The 13915-nt window shown below is 61.7% G+C and carries 19 protein-coding genes and 1 tRNA gene; 12 read left to right on the forward strand and 8 right to left on the reverse strand.

From position 1 onward, the window contains the following. Window positions 1-133: 133 nt before the first annotated feature. The gene (purS, locus tag QOV41_RS08135; protein ID WP_284580694.1) at window positions 134-376 is read right to left on the reverse strand and encodes a phosphoribosylformylglycinamidine synthase subunit PurS; all 243 of its coding nucleotides are present in this window, start codon (window positions 374-376) and stop codon (window positions 134-136) included. A gap of 15 nt (window positions 377-391) precedes the next feature. After that, a complete protein-coding gene (purC, locus tag QOV41_RS08140; RefSeq protein WP_284580696.1) occupies window positions 392-1156 on the reverse strand; it encodes a phosphoribosylaminoimidazolesuccinocarboxamide synthase in 765 nt (254 codons plus the stop codon). A gap of 238 nt (window positions 1157-1394) precedes the next feature. Here purC and QOV41_RS08145 point away from each other — a divergent pair, with 238 nt between their 5' ends. Continuing rightward, on the forward strand, window positions 1395-1718 hold the full coding sequence (locus tag QOV41_RS08145) for a DUF1476 domain-containing protein (protein WP_284580698.1): 324 nt from the start codon (window positions 1395-1397) through the stop codon (window positions 1716-1718). A gap of 60 nt (window positions 1719-1778) precedes the next feature. Here the strand turns inward: QOV41_RS08145 and QOV41_RS08150 are convergent, their stop codons facing one another. The 3 genes from QOV41_RS08150 to rpe form a co-directional block, all read right to left on the reverse strand. Further along, window positions 1779-2336: an RBBP9/YdeN family alpha/beta hydrolase gene (locus tag QOV41_RS08150; RefSeq protein WP_284580699.1), complete on the reverse strand. Its 558-nt coding sequence runs from the start codon at window positions 2334-2336 to the stop codon at window positions 1779-1781. Then, a complete protein-coding gene (purB, locus tag QOV41_RS08155; protein WP_284580701.1) occupies window positions 2333-3670 on the reverse strand; it encodes an adenylosuccinate lyase in 1338 nt (445 codons plus the stop codon). The genes QOV41_RS08150 and purB overlap by 4 nt, the downstream gene beginning before the upstream one ends. Window positions 3671-3764: 94 nt before the next feature. After that, on the reverse strand, window positions 3765-4445 hold the full coding sequence (rpe, locus tag QOV41_RS08160) for a ribulose-phosphate 3-epimerase (RefSeq protein ID WP_284580703.1): 681 nt from the start codon (window positions 4443-4445) through the stop codon (window positions 3765-3767). 482 nt (window positions 4446-4927) lie between these two features. Between rpe and QOV41_RS08165 the strand changes: the two genes are divergently transcribed. Both QOV41_RS08165 and QOV41_RS08170 read left to right on the forward strand, forming a co-directional pair. Continuing rightward, window positions 4928-5662 carry a cytochrome c biogenesis CcdA family protein gene (locus QOV41_RS08165; protein WP_284580704.1) on the forward strand — a complete coding sequence of 245 codons (735 nt, stop codon included), beginning with the start codon at window positions 4928-4930 and terminating at the stop codon, window positions 5660-5662. 125 nt (window positions 5663-5787) lie between these two features. Continuing rightward, window positions 5788-7020, forward strand: a complete 1233-nt coding sequence (locus QOV41_RS08170; protein WP_284580705.1) for a GNAT family N-acetyltransferase — start codon at window positions 5788-5790, stop codon at window positions 7018-7020. Here the strand turns inward: QOV41_RS08170 and radC are convergent. Together radC and map are read right to left on the reverse strand one after the other, a co-directional pair. Beyond that, a complete protein-coding gene (radC, locus tag QOV41_RS08175; protein ID WP_284580707.1) occupies window positions 7012-7749 on the reverse strand; it encodes a RadC family protein in 738 nt (245 codons plus the stop codon). The two genes, QOV41_RS08170 and radC, sit on opposite strands and share 9 nt — an antisense overlap. Continuing rightward, window positions 7749-8585: a type I methionyl aminopeptidase gene (gene map / locus QOV41_RS08180; RefSeq protein ID WP_284580708.1), complete on the reverse strand. Its 837-nt coding sequence runs from the start codon at window positions 8583-8585 to the stop codon at window positions 7749-7751. The genes radC and map overlap by 1 nt, the downstream gene beginning before the upstream one ends. A gap of 125 nt (window positions 8586-8710) precedes the next feature. Here map and QOV41_RS08185 point away from each other — a divergent pair, with 125 nt between their 5' ends. From QOV41_RS08185 to QOV41_RS08205, 5 genes are all read left to right on the forward strand, one after another. Continuing rightward, window positions 8711-9478, forward strand: coding sequence for a competence/damage-inducible protein A (locus tag QOV41_RS08185; RefSeq protein ID WP_284580710.1), 768 nt, complete (start codon window positions 8711-8713; stop codon window positions 9476-9478). An 86-nt stretch (window positions 9479-9564) separates the two neighbouring features. Beyond that, the gene (gene gpt, locus QOV41_RS08190) at window positions 9565-10062 is read left to right on the forward strand and encodes a xanthine phosphoribosyltransferase (protein ID WP_284580712.1); all 498 of its coding nucleotides are present in this window, start codon (window positions 9565-9567) and stop codon (window positions 10060-10062) included. A 24-nt stretch (window positions 10063-10086) separates the two neighbouring features. Next, window positions 10087-10172, forward strand: a tRNA-Leu gene (locus QOV41_RS08195). A 17-nt stretch (window positions 10173-10189) separates the two neighbouring features. Continuing rightward, complete coding sequence (locus QOV41_RS08200; RefSeq protein ID WP_284580713.1) at window positions 10190-10564, forward strand: RidA family protein; 375 nt, start codon at window positions 10190-10192, stop codon at window positions 10562-10564. After that, on the forward strand, window positions 10564-10848 hold the full coding sequence (locus QOV41_RS08205) for an ASCH domain-containing protein (RefSeq protein WP_284580715.1): 285 nt from the start codon (window positions 10564-10566) through the stop codon (window positions 10846-10848). Before QOV41_RS08200 ends, QOV41_RS08205 begins: the two co-directional genes overlap by 1 nt. On the opposite strand, the gene QOV41_RS08210 is transcribed toward QOV41_RS08205, so the two are convergent. Continuing rightward, complete coding sequence (locus tag QOV41_RS08210) at window positions 10845-11516, reverse strand: RluA family pseudouridine synthase (protein WP_284580717.1); 672 nt, start codon at window positions 11514-11516, stop codon at window positions 10845-10847. The genes QOV41_RS08205 and QOV41_RS08210 overlap by 4 nt on opposite strands. Window positions 11517-11635: 119 nt before the next feature. On the opposite strand from QOV41_RS08210, the gene QOV41_RS08215 reads away from it, so the two are divergent. The 4 genes from QOV41_RS08215 to QOV41_RS08230 all read left to right on the forward strand — a co-directional run bounded on the left by QOV41_RS08215 (window position 11636) and on the right by QOV41_RS08230 (window position 13843). Further along, window positions 11636-11818, forward strand: a complete 183-nt coding sequence (locus QOV41_RS08215) for a CsbD family protein (RefSeq protein WP_284580718.1) — start codon at window positions 11636-11638, stop codon at window positions 11816-11818. Between the two features lie 99 nt (window positions 11819-11917). After that, a complete protein-coding gene (locus QOV41_RS08220) occupies window positions 11918-12454 on the forward strand; it encodes a methylated-DNA--[protein]-cysteine S-methyltransferase (protein WP_284580720.1) in 537 nt (178 codons plus the stop codon). 9 nt (window positions 12455-12463) lie between these two features. Further along, window positions 12464-13369, forward strand: coding sequence for a CHAD domain-containing protein (locus tag QOV41_RS08225; RefSeq protein ID WP_284580722.1), 906 nt, complete (start codon window positions 12464-12466; stop codon window positions 13367-13369). Between the two features lie 3 nt (window positions 13370-13372). Continuing rightward, a complete protein-coding gene (locus QOV41_RS08230; protein WP_284580723.1) occupies window positions 13373-13843 on the forward strand; it encodes a CYTH domain-containing protein in 471 nt (156 codons plus the stop codon). The last annotated feature ends 72 nt before the right edge of the window (window positions 13844-13915 follow it).

Raw genomic sequence — 13915 nt, forward strand, 5'->3', positions numbered from 1 at the left:
GGAACTGACGCATAGGCTGCGAACAGCAGGCCCATGGTGGCGAAGAACATTACAGAGAGCGAGAGCGTTTTGAGCATGGCAAATACAGTCCTGCGCCTCACAGCGGCGCGCCTGAAGTTATGGCCCGAAGGCGTTAATTTGTGATTTCGATCGAATAGTTTTCGATCACAGTATTGGCCAGCAGCTTTTCGCACATGCTGGTGATCTGGGAACGCGCGTCTGACTCGTCGGTTCCCTCGAATACGATGTCGAACACCTTGCCTTGTCGCACGGAGTTAACGCCGGGAAAGCCAAGGCTCTTGAGTGAGCCCTCGATAGCCTGCCCCTGAGGGTCAAGCACACCAGATTTCAGCGTGACGGTGACGCGTGCCTTCATCTCTGCTCTCGAATTCTACTGAACCAGCCGTGGGCCGGTGGTCAGCGCGTTCTCGGTTTCCACCAGGATGCCAAGGCGCTGAGCGACTTCACGATAGCTCTCGACCAGACCGCCGAGATCCTCGCGGAAGCGGTCCTTGTCCATCTTGTTGCGGGTCTTGATATCCCACAGGCGACAATTGTCGGGGCTGATCTCGTCGGCCAGAACGATACGCATCATGTCGCCTTCGTAAAGGCGGCCACACTCTATCTTAAAGTCGACCAGCTGGATGCCGACGCCCATGAAGAGGCCCGTCATGAAATCGTTGATGCGGACCGCCAGGCTCATGATGTCGTCGAGTTCAGCGGGCGTGGCCCAACCGAACGCGGTGATGTGTTCCTCGGAAACCATCGGGTCACCCAAGGCATCGTCCTTGTAGTAAAACTCGATGATCGAGCGGGGCAGGGGTGTGCCTGGCTCGAGCCCAAGGCGCTTGACCAGCGAGCCCGCGGCGACATTGCGCACGACGATCTCAAGCGGAATGATCTCGACTTCCTTGATCAACTGCTCACGCATGTTGATGCGGCGCAGGAAATGCGTCGGGATGCCCAGGCCATTGAGCTTGGTGAAGATGAACTCGGAGATGCGATTGTTGAGGACGCCCTTGCCATCGATGACTTCGTGCTTGGCGCCGTTCCCAGCGGTGGCATCGTCCTTGAAATACTGAACCAGCGTGCCGGGCTCGGGACCCTCAAAGAGGATCTTGGCCTTGCCTTCATAGATTCTGCGGCGACGGTTCATGGAGATTCCGGCGATGAAGGAGAGGGGAGTGATTGGGCCGCTTCATGCGCCAGAACAGGCCAAAAAAGCAAGCTCTTTCGCGTGCAGGCTGGGGATAGTAGCCATGCCGCTTAATTGCGGAAAGGCAGCCAGAGCATAAGGTCGCAGCAGAGGGGCGGACGTTGATTTGCCAGGGGGAACAGCCTATGTGCGTGAATGCGCAGAGGTAATGGCGCAGTGAGCCAAGCGGGAGAATGAGATGAGCGGGTTCGACGATCGGCAGCGCGGCGAAGAAGCCAAATACGCCTTCGATGCGGAAAAGCAGTTCAAGGCAGAGGCCCGTCGCAACAAGCTCCTGGGTATCTGGGCGGCTGAGCTGATGAGCCTTCCCGAAGACGAAGCTCGCCAATACGCCGCCGAGGTCGTCGCTGCAGACTTCCAGGAAGCCGGTGACGAAGATGTGTTCCGCAAGGTGCAGGCCGATCTCAAGGCCAAGGGCCTGACGGTGGAGGACAGCGTGATTCGCCAGAAGATGGTGCAGCTTAAGCAGACCGCCAACGAGCAGGTCGCCGCTGAGGGCTGATTGTCTGTTAGCCAGCCAGATTCAGAAAGCCCCGCGCAGCGTTGAGCTCGCGGGGCTTTTTCATGGCCTGAGACGCTGCATCAGGCGTGTGAACATCAAGAGTCCCTCGGGCCAGGGTCCATGCCCCGATTCCACGTTGATGTGGCCAGCATCACCGGCCTGATGGAAGTCCGAGCCCCAGCAGGTGGAGAACTCTACCGCCCGATCAACCGAGCAATAGGGGTCGTTGGTGGAAGCCACGAGCATAGAGGGAAACGGGAGCGGGTTGCGCGGGATAGGCCGGAAGGCGGTCGTCGCCTCTGGCACGTCTGGGTGCAGCTCGATATCCGGAGCGGCGACCAGAAATGCGCCGCGGGCATTGGTGTCCGCTAGGCGCGGGGCCGCATGCGCTAGCGCAATAACTGCAAGGGAATGAGCGACCAACACGACTGGACGAGTGGCGAGGCGCACTGCCTGCTCGATCGTGTCGGCCCAATCATCCAGTTCTGGCTCATCCCAGTCAGCCTGTTCAACAATACCGGCATTGGCCATGCGCTCGGCCCAGCGCAGTTGCCAATGGCCCGGACTGGAGCCGCCCAGGCCAGGCAAAATTAGAATATCGGCCTCAGAAATCTTCATGCAGCATCCCCGAACACCCGGCGGAAGATCGTGTCGACATGCTTGAGGTGGTACCCATCGTCAAACATCGCGTCGATCTCAGCATCGCTGAGGGTTACGTCCGGATCGTCCTTGAGGTTCCGGGCAAACTGCCCGGTTCGGTCGCCCCGCATTTCCCAGACCTTCATGGCGTTACGCTGGACTGCGGCATAGCTGTCCTCGCGGCTATAGCCTGCCTGGGTGAGGGCGAGTAGGACGCGCTGGGAATTGTGCAATCCGCCCAGCAGGTCAAGATTTTTACGCATGTTCTCGGGATAGACGACGAGCTTGTCGATGACACCGGTGAGTCGCGCCAGGGCGAAATCAAGCGTGACCGTTGCGTCTGGGCCGATCATGCGCTCGACGGACGAGTGGGAAATATCGCGCTCATGCCAAAGAGCGACATTCTCCAGAGCCGGGGTGACCATGCCGCGGACGAGGCGTGCCAGCCCGGTAAGGTTTTCCGTGAGCACGGGGTTGCGCTTGTGCGGCATGGCCGACGAGCCCTTCTGGCCCGGCGAGAAAAACTCCTCGGCCTCGAGCACTTCGGTGCGCTGGAGGTGACGGATCTCGACAGCGACCCGCTCGATGGAGGAGGCGACGACGCCGAGAGTGGCAAAGAACATGGCGTGGCGATCGCGCGGGATCACCTGCGTTGAGACCGGCTCGATCGAAAGGCCAAGCTTCTCGGCGACATATTCCTCAACCCGGGGATCGATATTGGCGAAGGTGCCGATGGCGCCGGAGATGGCAGCGGTGGCGATCTCGGCGCGCGCGTTGACGAGGCGCTGCCGGTTGCGGCTGAACTCGGCATAGGCTTCCGCCAACTTGACGCCGAAAGTGGTGGGCTCGGCATGGATGCCGTGCGAGCGGCCGATGGTGATGGTGTCCTTGTGCTCGAAGGCCCGACGCTTGAGCGCCGCGAGCAGGGCATCGATATCGGCGATCAGCAGGTCGGCAGCGCGCGCCAGTTGCACCGACAGCGTGGTGTCGAGAATGTCCGAGCTGGTCATGCCCTGGTGCACAAAACGCGCGTCCGGACCAACGATTTCACTGAGGTGAGTGAGGAAGGCGATGACGTCGTGCTTGGTGGTGCGCTCGATCTCGTCGATGCGCTCAACGTCGAAACCGTAGTCGCCACCCTCAGCCTTGCGGGCATTCATCACGTCCCAGATCTTCTGCGCGGAATCCTTGGGCACAACGCCGAGTTCGGCGAGCTTGCTGGTGGCATGCGCCTCGATCTCGAACCAGATGGCGAAGCGGTTCTCCGCTGACCAGATGGACACCATTTCGGGGCGGGAATAGCGCGGAATCATGGACTTGTGCTCTCGGTTTGAGAATTCGATTCAGGTGCGGTGCTGGCGGTCGACCCCCACCCGGCCTCCCCCTCAGAGGGGAGGAGAAGAGGGTTTAGGCTTGTATCGTCGAAGCGGCGGTCCGGACGGCTTGGATGCGTGGGGCATAGGTGGTTGGATCGTTCCCGCCCAAAATCGAGGAGCCTGCGACAAAGACGTTTGCACCGGCATCGGCGACGGCGCGGGCGTTCTCTGCGGAGATGCCGCCGTCGACCTCGAGGTCGATGGGGCGGGCTCCGATCAGGGCATTAGCCTGACGCAGCTTGATGAGCGTTTCGGGAATAAAGCTCTGGCCGCCAAAGCCGGGATTGACCGACATGATGAGGATGAGGTCGACATCGTCCAGAACGTGTTGGAGCACGGAGACCGGAGTAGCGGGATTGAGCGCCACGCCAGCCTTCTTGCCCTCGGCGCGAATGGCCTGGAGCGTGCGGTGCAGGTGTGGTCCGGCTTCGGCATGGACGGTGATGATGTCGGCACCAGATTTGGCGAAGGCGGAAATGTAAAGATCGACCGGAGCGATCATCAGATGCACGTCGAACGGCTTCTGCGTGCGCTGGCGTACCGAAGCCATAACGGCGGGACCGAAGCTGATATTGGGGACGAAATGGCCGTCCATGATGTCGACATGGATATAGTCGGCGCCCGCCGCATCGATTGCCGCCACTTCCTCGCCGAGCCGCGCAAAGTCGGCTGAGAGGATGGAGGGGGCGATGCGAATGGGTCGAGCGCTCATGAGCCAGCCTTGCCGCAATGAAGGTGTGGTCTTGCCATAGCCCCCGTGTGCAGGAAGGGCAAGGGCAGGGCGTGCCGATGCGCCCGCTGGGTGCGGGTCGTGGCGAGCGGCAATGGCGAGACCACGGTCTCGGTGCTAATTAGTAGTGATGAAACCGGGGTCTCGCCACTGCGCCGGGGCTTTTCGCAGGTCCGCCACGCCGTGTCCCAAACACAGCCGCTGACAAGACCCACGTGATGAAGGCGACCCTTCATCCCCGGCTGGCCCCACGCTCATCACTCGTCATGATCGCGCTTTGACGCGGGGATGGGTGGAGTATGGCAGAGCTTTATACTGCGGGGAGAAGATGGAGGAACGCGCTGACTTGCAGGGGGATAGCCGCCGTGCGCCCTTGCTTCACGAGCGTGCGATGCGACATCGGGGGCGTTTGCATTGGCAGGCTGAGACGCTAGAACTGCGCGCACAAAAGGAGCGTCAGCCTCTTGGAATTCTCCCTGCCCCTCGTCTTCGGCGCCGGTATACTGAGTTTTCTCAGCCCCTGCGTGCTGCCGCTGGTCCCGCCTTACCTCACCTATATGAGCGGGGCGAGCTTCGACCAGTTGCGGGCAACCGGCACGGGGGCGGCAGTCCTGCAGCGCCGCGTGGCGGTGACCTCGCTGTTCTTCATTCTCGGCTTCGGTGTGGTGTTCACCACGCTTGGTGCCACGGCGACAGCCTTCGGGCAGGTGTTCCGGCAGGCGCTACCGGTGTTGACGCCGATTGCTGGGCTCGTGATCATCGCCATGGGGCTACATTTCCTGGGGGTCTACCGGATTGGCCTTCTGGATCGGCAGGTCCGTCATCAGGGGCCGGGGATGGCTAGCGGGCCGCTGGGCGGGTTCCTGCTCGGATTGGCCTTTGCCATCGGCTGGACGCCTTGCATCGGGCCGGTGCTGGCGGCGGTGCTTTCGGTAGCGGCAAGCCGACAGACGGCTTTGGACGGCGCGGGGTTGTTGGCGCTCTATTCGCTCGGGCTGGGCGTGCCGTTCTTTCTGGCTGGCATCGCGGTTGGGCCATTCCTGACGTTCTTCAACGGATTCAAGCGGCATCTGCATCGGGTCGAACAGGTGATGGGCGGATTGTTGGTGGTGACCGGTGTCCTGTTTCTCACCGGCAACTTCACCCGGATTTCCTTCTGGTTCCTCGAGACCTTTCCGGTACTTGCCAATTTCGGTTGAAAGCCGCGCTTAACCCTTGCCGCCCAAGCAATAAGCTCGTCAGCCAAATTTCAGGTCTGTTTACCCGCCTGGTGCAGAGTAGCACCGAGCGGGGGACGAAGATGCTGAGAAGCGGAACTACGGAAATGGTTCTGGCCGACGCGCGGGACGGATTGAGCGACGCGCCAGCTCGGACTGTTGTGGCAGCCAAACGGGACACCATCGACGTACTCGTCACCAGCAGCATCGCCGATGTGGAGACGGAGTGGCGGGAGCTCACAGGCGGACCAGTCGAATCTCCAGGTCAGAGCTATGACTTCGTGCGGCTGTGGGTGGAGGATCGGGGTGTGGAGCCTGCCGACCAGCGTTATGTTCTGGGACGGGTCGATGGTCGACCCGTCGCCCTGTGGCCATTGCACCGGCGGCGGGTGCGCGGCGGGTTGACCCTGTTCTCCTGGTTCCCTGGCACTCATGTGGGGTGCTACGCGCCAATTGCTGATTACAACCGCCTTGCCGCCCTTGGGTCCGGAGGGCGCAATGCACTTTGGACTGAGATGAGCGGACAACTAACAGGGGCCGACCTCGTCTATCTCCGCTCTATTCCCACCGAGATTTCCGGCTTTGGCGGCTTGTTCGACGAACTGGGGGCGACCCTGCCGATCGAGACGCTTTATCGGTCGGAATATGCGAGTTGGGACGAGTGCGACAAGCTGCAGCGCACCAAATCGCGGCGCAAGCACGACCGCCAGCAGGGGGACCGCCTCAGTGCCCTGGGGGAAGTCAGTTTCGAGGAAATCCGCAACGGCGGCGTCACGCGATGCGCCATCGAGACCATGTTCCAGCAAAGGTCGGCTCGGTTCAAGGCCATGGGCATCCGCGACACATTTGTGCGCGAAGGGCTGATCGCGTTTTACCACGATAGTGCGAAGGCGGATTCGGGGATCGATGTGCGCCTTCACGTGCTGCGGCTCGATGGCGCCATCGTAGCCGTCCGCTACAATGTGGTGCATGGCGACCGCATGTTCTGCCTGATCTCCTCGATGAGCGACGATCCGGTGATCCAAACCGGGTCCCCGGGCAAGCAGTGCCTCTTGCGGGTAATGCAGAGAGTTTTTGACGACGGCATTCGCGTGTTCGACATGGGCGCGGGGTTTACCGACGAAAAGCGGCATTGGTGTAATGTGCAGACGCCATTGCGCCACCACTATGTGGGACTGTCGCGGCGGGGTGGCATGGTGATTGCGGGACACCAGGCGTTCCAGCGGGCGCGCGCGGCGATCAAAGCTAACAAGCAGCTCAAAAGCGCGGTGCGGCAGGTGCAGCAGGTCTTTGACCGAATGACCGGCTTTCGGGCAGCGGCGCAGCAGAAATCAGATTAGCTTCAGCGCCCGCAAGGATGCATGCCCGGACTTGCCGATGACGATGTGGTCGTGGAGCGTGATGCCCATGGGCTTGGCAATGTCGGCAATCTCTTGCGTCATGCGCACATCGGCCGAGGAGGGCGCCGGATCGCCCGAGGGGTGATTGTGCACGAGGATCAACGCGGTGGCGTTGAGTTCAAGCGAGCGGCGGATGACTTCGCGCGGATAGACGGGCGTATGGTCCACGGTGCCGGTCTGCTGCACCTCGTCGGCAATCAGCCGGTTCTTCTTGTCCAGGAACAGAATGCGGAACTGCTCGATGGATTGGTAGGCCATCTGCGCGCGGCAATAATCGATGAGCTGGGTCCAAGAGGAGAGGATGGGCTGCTCGACATCGATGCGGTCACGGCCAAAGCGGGCAGCGACCGCCTGGATGACCTTGAGGTGGGCAGTTGTAGTAGAGCCAAGCCCTTTTACCTTCTCGAGCCGGGCCGAGCTGGCATTGAACACGCCGGAGAAGGAGCCAAACTCCCGCAACAGAGTTTTGGCGAGGGCCTTGGTGTCGCGCCGCGGGATGACCAATTGCAAGGCGAGTTCGAGGAGTTCGTAATCCTCCAGCGCATCGCCTCCAACCCGCAGGAACCGATCGCGCACGCGCTGGCGGTGACCGGCACGGTCATCATGGGTATCGGGTGCTTCGGGGAGCGGAAACGGGGCCTCGGCGAGTTGGTCTGGCCCCGCGCTCATCAGGCTGCCTGACGCGCGGCAAGCGGATTGAAGAGCCCGCCGGGCGAGAGCGTGAAGACCTCGCAGCCCGTCTCGGTGATCCCGATTGAGTGCTCACATTGCGACGAGAGGGTGCGGTCGCGGGTAACGGCCGTCCAGCCATCGGAGAGAATCTTCACATGTGGCCGACCCAAATTGATCATCGGCTCGATGGTGAAGATCATGCCCGGCTTGAGCGGAACGCCACCTCCGGCTGTGCCGAAATGCATGATGTTGGGCTCGTCGTGGAAGAGCTTGCCCAAGCCATGGCCGACGAAATCGCGCACGATGCTCATGCGTTCGGCTTCCGCCAGCGCCTGGATGGCAGCGCCGATGTCACCAGTGGTGTTGCCAGGCTTGGCCTGCGCAATGCCCGCTTCGAGCGAAGCATAGGTGACCTCGATCAGCCGCTCGGCTTTGCGGGAGATCTCCCCGATGGGGTACATGCGACTGGAATCGCCGTGCCAGCCGTCCACCACCAGGGTGAGGTCGATATTGACGATGTCGCCTTCGCGCAATGGCCGCTCGTCGGGGATGCCGTGGCAGACCACGTGGTTGATCGAGGTGCAGACCGAATGGCGGTAGCCCTTGTAGAAAATGGTCGCCGGCACGGCGCCATGGTCGCGCGCGAACTCATAGGCGACGCGGTCAAGCGTGCTGGTAGGGACGCCCGGCTCGGCATATTCGGTGAGCACGTCGAGCGCGCGTGCGGTCAGGACTCCGGCCTTGCGCATGCCTTCGAAGCCTTCCGCGCCATGCAGCGGAATGATGCCGGCGGTGCGGCGGGCTTTGGCAGGGGCATCGACATAAGTAATCATCAAGGTCTCCAGGCGTCAGGCGAAATCTAGTCGCTGACGCGGCCGAATGGAAGGGTCACACGCTCGCTTGACGGAGCAGCCGGGCAGGGGCATTGCTGGGGCACCAGTCCCCCAGGAAGTTCAGCATGTCTTCTACCGACCGTGTTACCGCCGGCCTTCTCGTGATCGGTGACGAGATCCTTTCGGGGCGTACCAAGGACGTCAATATCGGCGCCACCGCCGACTTCTGCACCGATCTTGGGATCGACCTCATGGAAGTGCGGATCGTTGCCGATATCGAAGACGATATCATCGCCGCGGTGAATGCTCTGCGCCAGCGCTATACCTATGTGTTCACCACGGGCGGCATTGGGCCGACGCATGACGACATCACCGCCGACGCAATTGCCAAAGCGTTCGGGGTGGCGCTGCCGATCAATCCCCAAGCCCGCGAGATGCTGGAATCGCGGTGGAAGCAGGCCGGGACGGAAGTAAACGAAGCGCGGCTGCGCATGGCGCGGATTCCGGACGGCGCCGACCTTATCGTCAATTCGGTCAGTGCCGCGCCCGGCTTTCGCATCGGCAATGTGCATGTGATGGCCGGTGTGCCGGTGATCATGCGGGCCATGCTGGAAGCGTTGGCGCCAACGCTCACGGGCGGCAAGAAGGTGCTGTCAGTCGCCATCAAGGCGTGGGTGGGCGAGGGGTCTGTCGGCAGCCAGCTGGGCGAAATTCAAGCGCAGTACCCCGACGTGAAGATGGGCAGCTACCCGCAGATGGGCACCGGTCGGCCGACGACGGAACTGGTGTTGCGGTCGTCAGATCCGATGCGGCTGGAGGAGGCGGCGGAGAAGGTGCGCGAGATGGTCAATGCCGCGCACGAAAAAGCTGGTGTGGTTCCGCCGCAAGAATGATTGGCGTGCCGGCCTGCTTTTGCTAAGCAGGCGACCTTCAAGCACTCGGACGCCGGAAACGGCGCTGGCCCAGGAGACAGTGACAGTTGAGCAACCCCAACCAGAAGTCCTTCCCGGTGACCTGGGACCAGTTTCATCGGGACAGCCGCGCCCTCGCCTGGCGGCTGGCCGGCAATGGCGGGTTCGATGCAGTGGTGGCGATTGCCCGCGGTGGGCTCGTGCCGGCAGCGATCGTGGCGCGCGAGCTTAATATCCGGACCGTGGAAACGGTGGCGGTCAAGAGCTATGACCATCAGAACCAGCAGGGCATCAAGGTGCTCAAAGAGATCAGCCAGCCGGTGCTGGACCTCGCCAAGAATGGCGGCAAGGTGCTGATCGTGGACGACCTAGTGGACACTGGCGCAACCGCGCGGGTCGTGCGCGAAATGCTGCCTGGTGCTCATTTTGCCACCGTCTATGCCAAGCCCAAAGGCCGCGAGATGGTCGACACGTTTATCACCGAGGTCAGCCAGGACACGTGGATTTTCTTCCCCTGGGATCTCGACGTGGCCTATGTGGCGCCGATCTCCGGCGGCACCGATTAGGCGCTAAGGCGCGTCCAAGACTTCGCGGGCGTGGTGGAATGGTAGACACACCGGACTTAAAATCCGGAGGGGGTATCCCCGTGCGGGTTCAAGTCCCGCCGCCCGCACCACCAACAAGGACGAACTGATGATCGAGCGGATCGACGTAGGAATGGCTCCCTCCAGCGCACCGGTGAGCGATGCCGTGCGCGCCGGCAAGCAGGTGTGGCTTGTGGCCATTTCGGAAGATCCTGCCACGGGCGAGATCGTGGGCGGCGATATTGGCGTGCAGGCGCGGCAGACGTTGGAAAACCTCAAGCGGGGAATCACCGCTGCGGGCGGCACCATGGCCAATATTGTGCAGGTGCAGATCTATCTGACGGACAAGGCCGATGCTGCCGGCATGAACGCGGTGTATCGCGAGTATTTTTCGCCGCCCTATCCGGTGCGGGCGACTGTGCTGGCCGGAATGCTGGCTGAAGGTCTCAGAATCGAGATGCTGGCGCAGGCGGTGCTGGACTAATGCTGCTCAAGCGCGATCTGCTCGAGGACATCAAAGCCGGCAGGGTCGATGTGATCTTCCGGCGTTGGAGCCGGCCGACGGTCAAAGCTGGCGGGACGCTCAAGACCAAGGTCGGGTTGCTGGCCATCAAGGCCATGGACGAGATGGACCCGGCGGATGTAACCGAATCCGACGCCAAGCGGGCGGGCTTTGCGGACCTTGCGGCGTTCCGGCGTTGGCTCGACACCATGAAGCCGGGGCATTTGTTTCACCGGATCGAAGTCGGCTACGTCGGCGAAGCCTAGAATGGTGTCGGCGCGACGAAGGTGGTGAACTCGCCCGTGGTAGGGTGGGTAAAGCCCAGTTCGGCGGCGTGTAATTGGAGGCGGTCGGCCGCGGCAAAGCTCCCCGGGTCGCCATAAAACGCATCGCCCAGAATCACATGGCCAATTTCTCTCATGTGAACTCTGAGTTGATGTGTGCGCCCCGTCAGCGGCAAAAGGCTGACGCGGGTGGCGTTGTCCTCGCGCTCCATCACCGTCCATTCAGTTTGCGAGGGCCGCCCGCGCTCGTAGTCGACGCGCTGGCGCGGCTTGTTCTCCCAGTCGGTTGCGAGCGGCAGGTCGACAAGGCCGGAATCCGCTTCCATGCGGCCAGCGACGCGCGCGACATAGGATTTAGTGGTCTGGCGATGCTCGAATTGGCTGCCGATGCGGCCATGAGCGCGCTTGTTGAGCGCCAGCACCAATACGCCGGAAGTATCCTTATCGAGGCGATGCACGATGCCGGCGGTGGGCCAGGTCTGACGGGCGCGATGTTCAACGCAATCCCAGAGTGAAGGGTCCTTGCCGGGCACGGTCAGAAGTCCGCTTTGCTTGTCGAGGACAAGGATGTCGTCATCGACATGGAGCACGTTGAGATAGGGCTCCATGGGCGGGAAATAGTTCAGCAGGGTGGGCATTGGGCCAGTCATGGCGCGGCTTTAGCAGAGCCGACATGGTTTGACCAACCGGATCACGACGCTGTTTCGTGATGCAACGTTCAAAGGTCGGCACCGTTGAGCAGGCAGACCGAAAAGCGAAGGAGATTCCGATGCATAAGGACGAAGCCAAAGGTGCCGGCAAGCAGGCCATGGGCAACATCAAGGATGCTGTCGGCGACGCAACCGGCAATGACCGGATGAAGGCTGAAGGCAAGGCCGACAAGGCCGAAGGCAAGGTGCAGCAGAAGGCCGGTGAGCTCAAAGACGATGCCCGCGATGCGCTGAAGCACTAAACCGACTCAGTTGATCAATAGAAGGGCTGCCCTGCGGGGCGGCCCTTTTTTTGTGTCTTGGCCGTTGTCCTCCGCGAGGGGGCAGCTACCATCGGGGCGATGCAAACCCAGATCTTCGAAACGGCACTCGGACTTTTTGGCATCGGCTGGACCGACAGCGGTATTGCGCGCGTGCACTTGCCGGGCTTGGAGCACTGGGAGCTGGCGCAGCGCTTGGCGGCGGGTGGGGCGGTGCCGAGCCTGCCTACGCGCGAGGTCGAAGCGATAATGGAGAGGATTGAAGCGTATGCTGAAGGCCAAAAGGTCGACTTCAGCGATGTGGCGCTTGATCTGACCGGTGCGCCGGACTTTCACCGCCGAGCCTACGCATGTCTGACGCAAATCGGCTGGGGCGAGGCGACGACTTACGGTGTGGTAGCGCGGCAGTTGGGAAACGTGAACCTTTCGCGTGCCGTAGGGCAGGCGATGGGCACTAACCCGATCCCGCTCTTAATCCCCTGTCATCGCGTGCTGGCGAGCAATGGACAGGCCGGCGGTTTTTCTGCGCCCGGTGGTGCTGAAACGAAGCAGCGTATGCTGGCGTTGAAAGGGTCTGGTCCAGGGGCGCCGAATGGCCAACTGACCTTCGGTTTTTGAGGAGCGGGAATGGCTTACGCGTTCAGGCAGCAGAGCGACATCGAGAAACAGGTACGGGGGATTGCGCTCGAGCAGATCAACAAGGCGCTGGATGAAAGTCGAGGCCGGGGCGATCCGGATGAGGTAATCCATGGCCTGCGCAAGCGGTGCAAGCGGCTGCGGGGGCTGGTGCGGCTGATCAAGCCGGCGTTCAAGGGCTATAAGGATGAGAACCGCGCCTTTCGCGAGGCCGCCAATGGGCTCTCGGGTGCGCGCGATGCAGCGGTTATGCTGGAGACCTTTGAGGCGCTGGTGGAGTTCGATACTAACTCTGGCGAGGAGCGCAAGATCGCAACGGCGCTGGAGGATGCGGTGCGGCTCCTTTTGAGCGAGCGTAGCAAGGACGCTCAGGAGGATCGCGACCAGGGTGAGATGCTGGAGCAGTTCCAAGGGCTAATGGAAGCCGCCGAGAAGCGCGCGAAGGACTGGTCATTGCGTGGCCGCGGGTTCGACCTCATCGGCGAGGGACTGGAGGAGACCTATCGCAGCTTCCGCAAGCAGATGCAGCTTGCAGCCGAGGAACAGACCTCTGACGCTTTCCACGAATGGCGGAAGGACGCCAAATATCACTGGCACCATGTCAGCTTGTTCGAGAAATGTGCGCCTGACGTGCTGGGCGCCCGCAAGGAGCAGCTCAACCAATTGGGTGGGTATCTCGGCGACCACCATGATCTAGCGGTACTAGAGGATAGTCTGGTGAGCGATCCGGGACCGATTGCCGCTGAAGAGATCAAGACCTTGCGCAAGATTGTCGAGGACCGCCAGGATGTACTGGCTCAGCGCGCGTTGGCCTTAGGGGCACAACTAGCGATCGACAAGCCGGCGGCGCTTGCCGAGCGCTTTGAACAATTCTGGCTGCTGCTGGACAAGGATTGACCCATGGGTCGTGAAATCGAACGCAAATTCCTCGTTTCCGATGACAGCTGGAGGGAAGGGGTGACCGAGAGCGCAATGCTGCGGCAGGGCTATCTCTCGTCCAACGCTAAAGCGACGGTTCGCGTGCGCACTTTTGACGATGGCCGGGCGGTGGTTACGTTCAAGGGCGCCAGCTCGGGTATGTCGCGAGCCGAGTTCGAGTATGAAATTCCCGTCGAGGATGCACGCGAACTGATGGAGATCGCACAGCCGCACGTCATCGAGAAGCGCCGCCATCATGTGCATCATGGTGGGCTCCTTTGGGAAGTCGACGTTTTCGAAGGCAAGCTGGCGGGGCTGATTATGGCCGAAGTGGAACTCGACAGCGAGGAACAGGCGGTTGCGCTGCCAGATTGGGCAGGCAAGGAAGTGACCGAAGACGATCGATATTTCAACGCCAGCCTCTCCCGCGCCGAGGGGCCGCCGCAGGACTGATCAATCAAAGCGATGGGGTGACAGGCAGGCGGCGCGGGTCTATTGAAAAGTCATACTTTTGAGTAGACATTT

Origin of the sequence: Devosia sp. RR2S18 (genome assembly GCF_030177755.1) — a bacterium.
Classification (GTDB): domain Bacteria; phylum Pseudomonadota; class Alphaproteobacteria; order Rhizobiales; family Devosiaceae; genus Devosia; species Devosia rhizosphaerae.

Bases quoted from the DNA above. Each gene is read 5' to 3' on its own strand.
- purS (WP_284580694.1), bottom strand. From the start codon at position 376: ATGAAGGCACGCGTCACCGTCACGCTGAAATCTGGTGTGCTTGACCCT.
- purC (WP_284580696.1), bottom strand. From the start codon at position 1,156: ATGAACCGTCGCCGCAGAATCTATGAAGGCAAGGCCAAGATCCTCTTT.
- QOV41_RS08145 (WP_284580698.1), top strand. From the start codon at position 1,395: ATGAGCGGGTTCGACGATCGGCAGCGCGGCGAAGAAGCCAAATACGCC.
- QOV41_RS08150 (WP_284580699.1), bottom strand. From the start codon at position 2,336: ATGAAGATTTCTGAGGCCGATATTCTAATTTTGCCTGGCCTGGGCGGC.
- purB (WP_284580701.1), bottom strand. From the start codon at position 3,670: ATGATTCCGCGCTATTCCCGCCCCGAAATGGTGTCCATCTGGTCAGCG.
- rpe (WP_284580703.1), bottom strand. From the start codon at position 4,445: ATGAGCGCTCGACCCATTCGCATCGCCCCCTCCATCCTCTCAGCCGAC.
- QOV41_RS08170 (WP_284580705.1), top strand. From the start codon at position 5,788: ATGGTTCTGGCCGACGCGCGGGACGGATTGAGCGACGCGCCAGCTCGG.
- radC (WP_284580707.1), bottom strand. From the start codon at position 7,749: ATGAGCGCGGGGCCAGACCAACTCGCCGAGGCCCCGTTTCCGCTCCCC.
- map (WP_284580708.1), bottom strand. From the start codon at position 8,585: ATGATTACTTATGTCGATGCCCCTGCCAAAGCCCGCCGCACCGCCGGC.
- QOV41_RS08185 (WP_284580710.1), top strand. From the start codon at position 8,711: ATGTCTTCTACCGACCGTGTTACCGCCGGCCTTCTCGTGATCGGTGAC.
- QOV41_RS08200 (WP_284580713.1), top strand. From the start codon at position 10,190: ATGATCGAGCGGATCGACGTAGGAATGGCTCCCTCCAGCGCACCGGTG.
- QOV41_RS08205 (WP_284580715.1), top strand. From the start codon at position 10,564: ATGCTGCTCAAGCGCGATCTGCTCGAGGACATCAAAGCCGGCAGGGTC.
- QOV41_RS08210 (WP_284580717.1), bottom strand. From the start codon at position 11,516: ATGACTGGCCCAATGCCCACCCTGCTGAACTATTTCCCGCCCATGGAG.
- QOV41_RS08215 (WP_284580718.1), top strand. From the start codon at position 11,636: ATGCATAAGGACGAAGCCAAAGGTGCCGGCAAGCAGGCCATGGGCAAC.
- QOV41_RS08220 (WP_284580720.1), top strand. From the start codon at position 11,918: ATGCAAACCCAGATCTTCGAAACGGCACTCGGACTTTTTGGCATCGGC.
- QOV41_RS08225 (WP_284580722.1), top strand. From the start codon at position 12,464: ATGGCTTACGCGTTCAGGCAGCAGAGCGACATCGAGAAACAGGTACGG.
- QOV41_RS08230 (WP_284580723.1), top strand. From the start codon at position 13,373: ATGGGTCGTGAAATCGAACGCAAATTCCTCGTTTCCGATGACAGCTGG.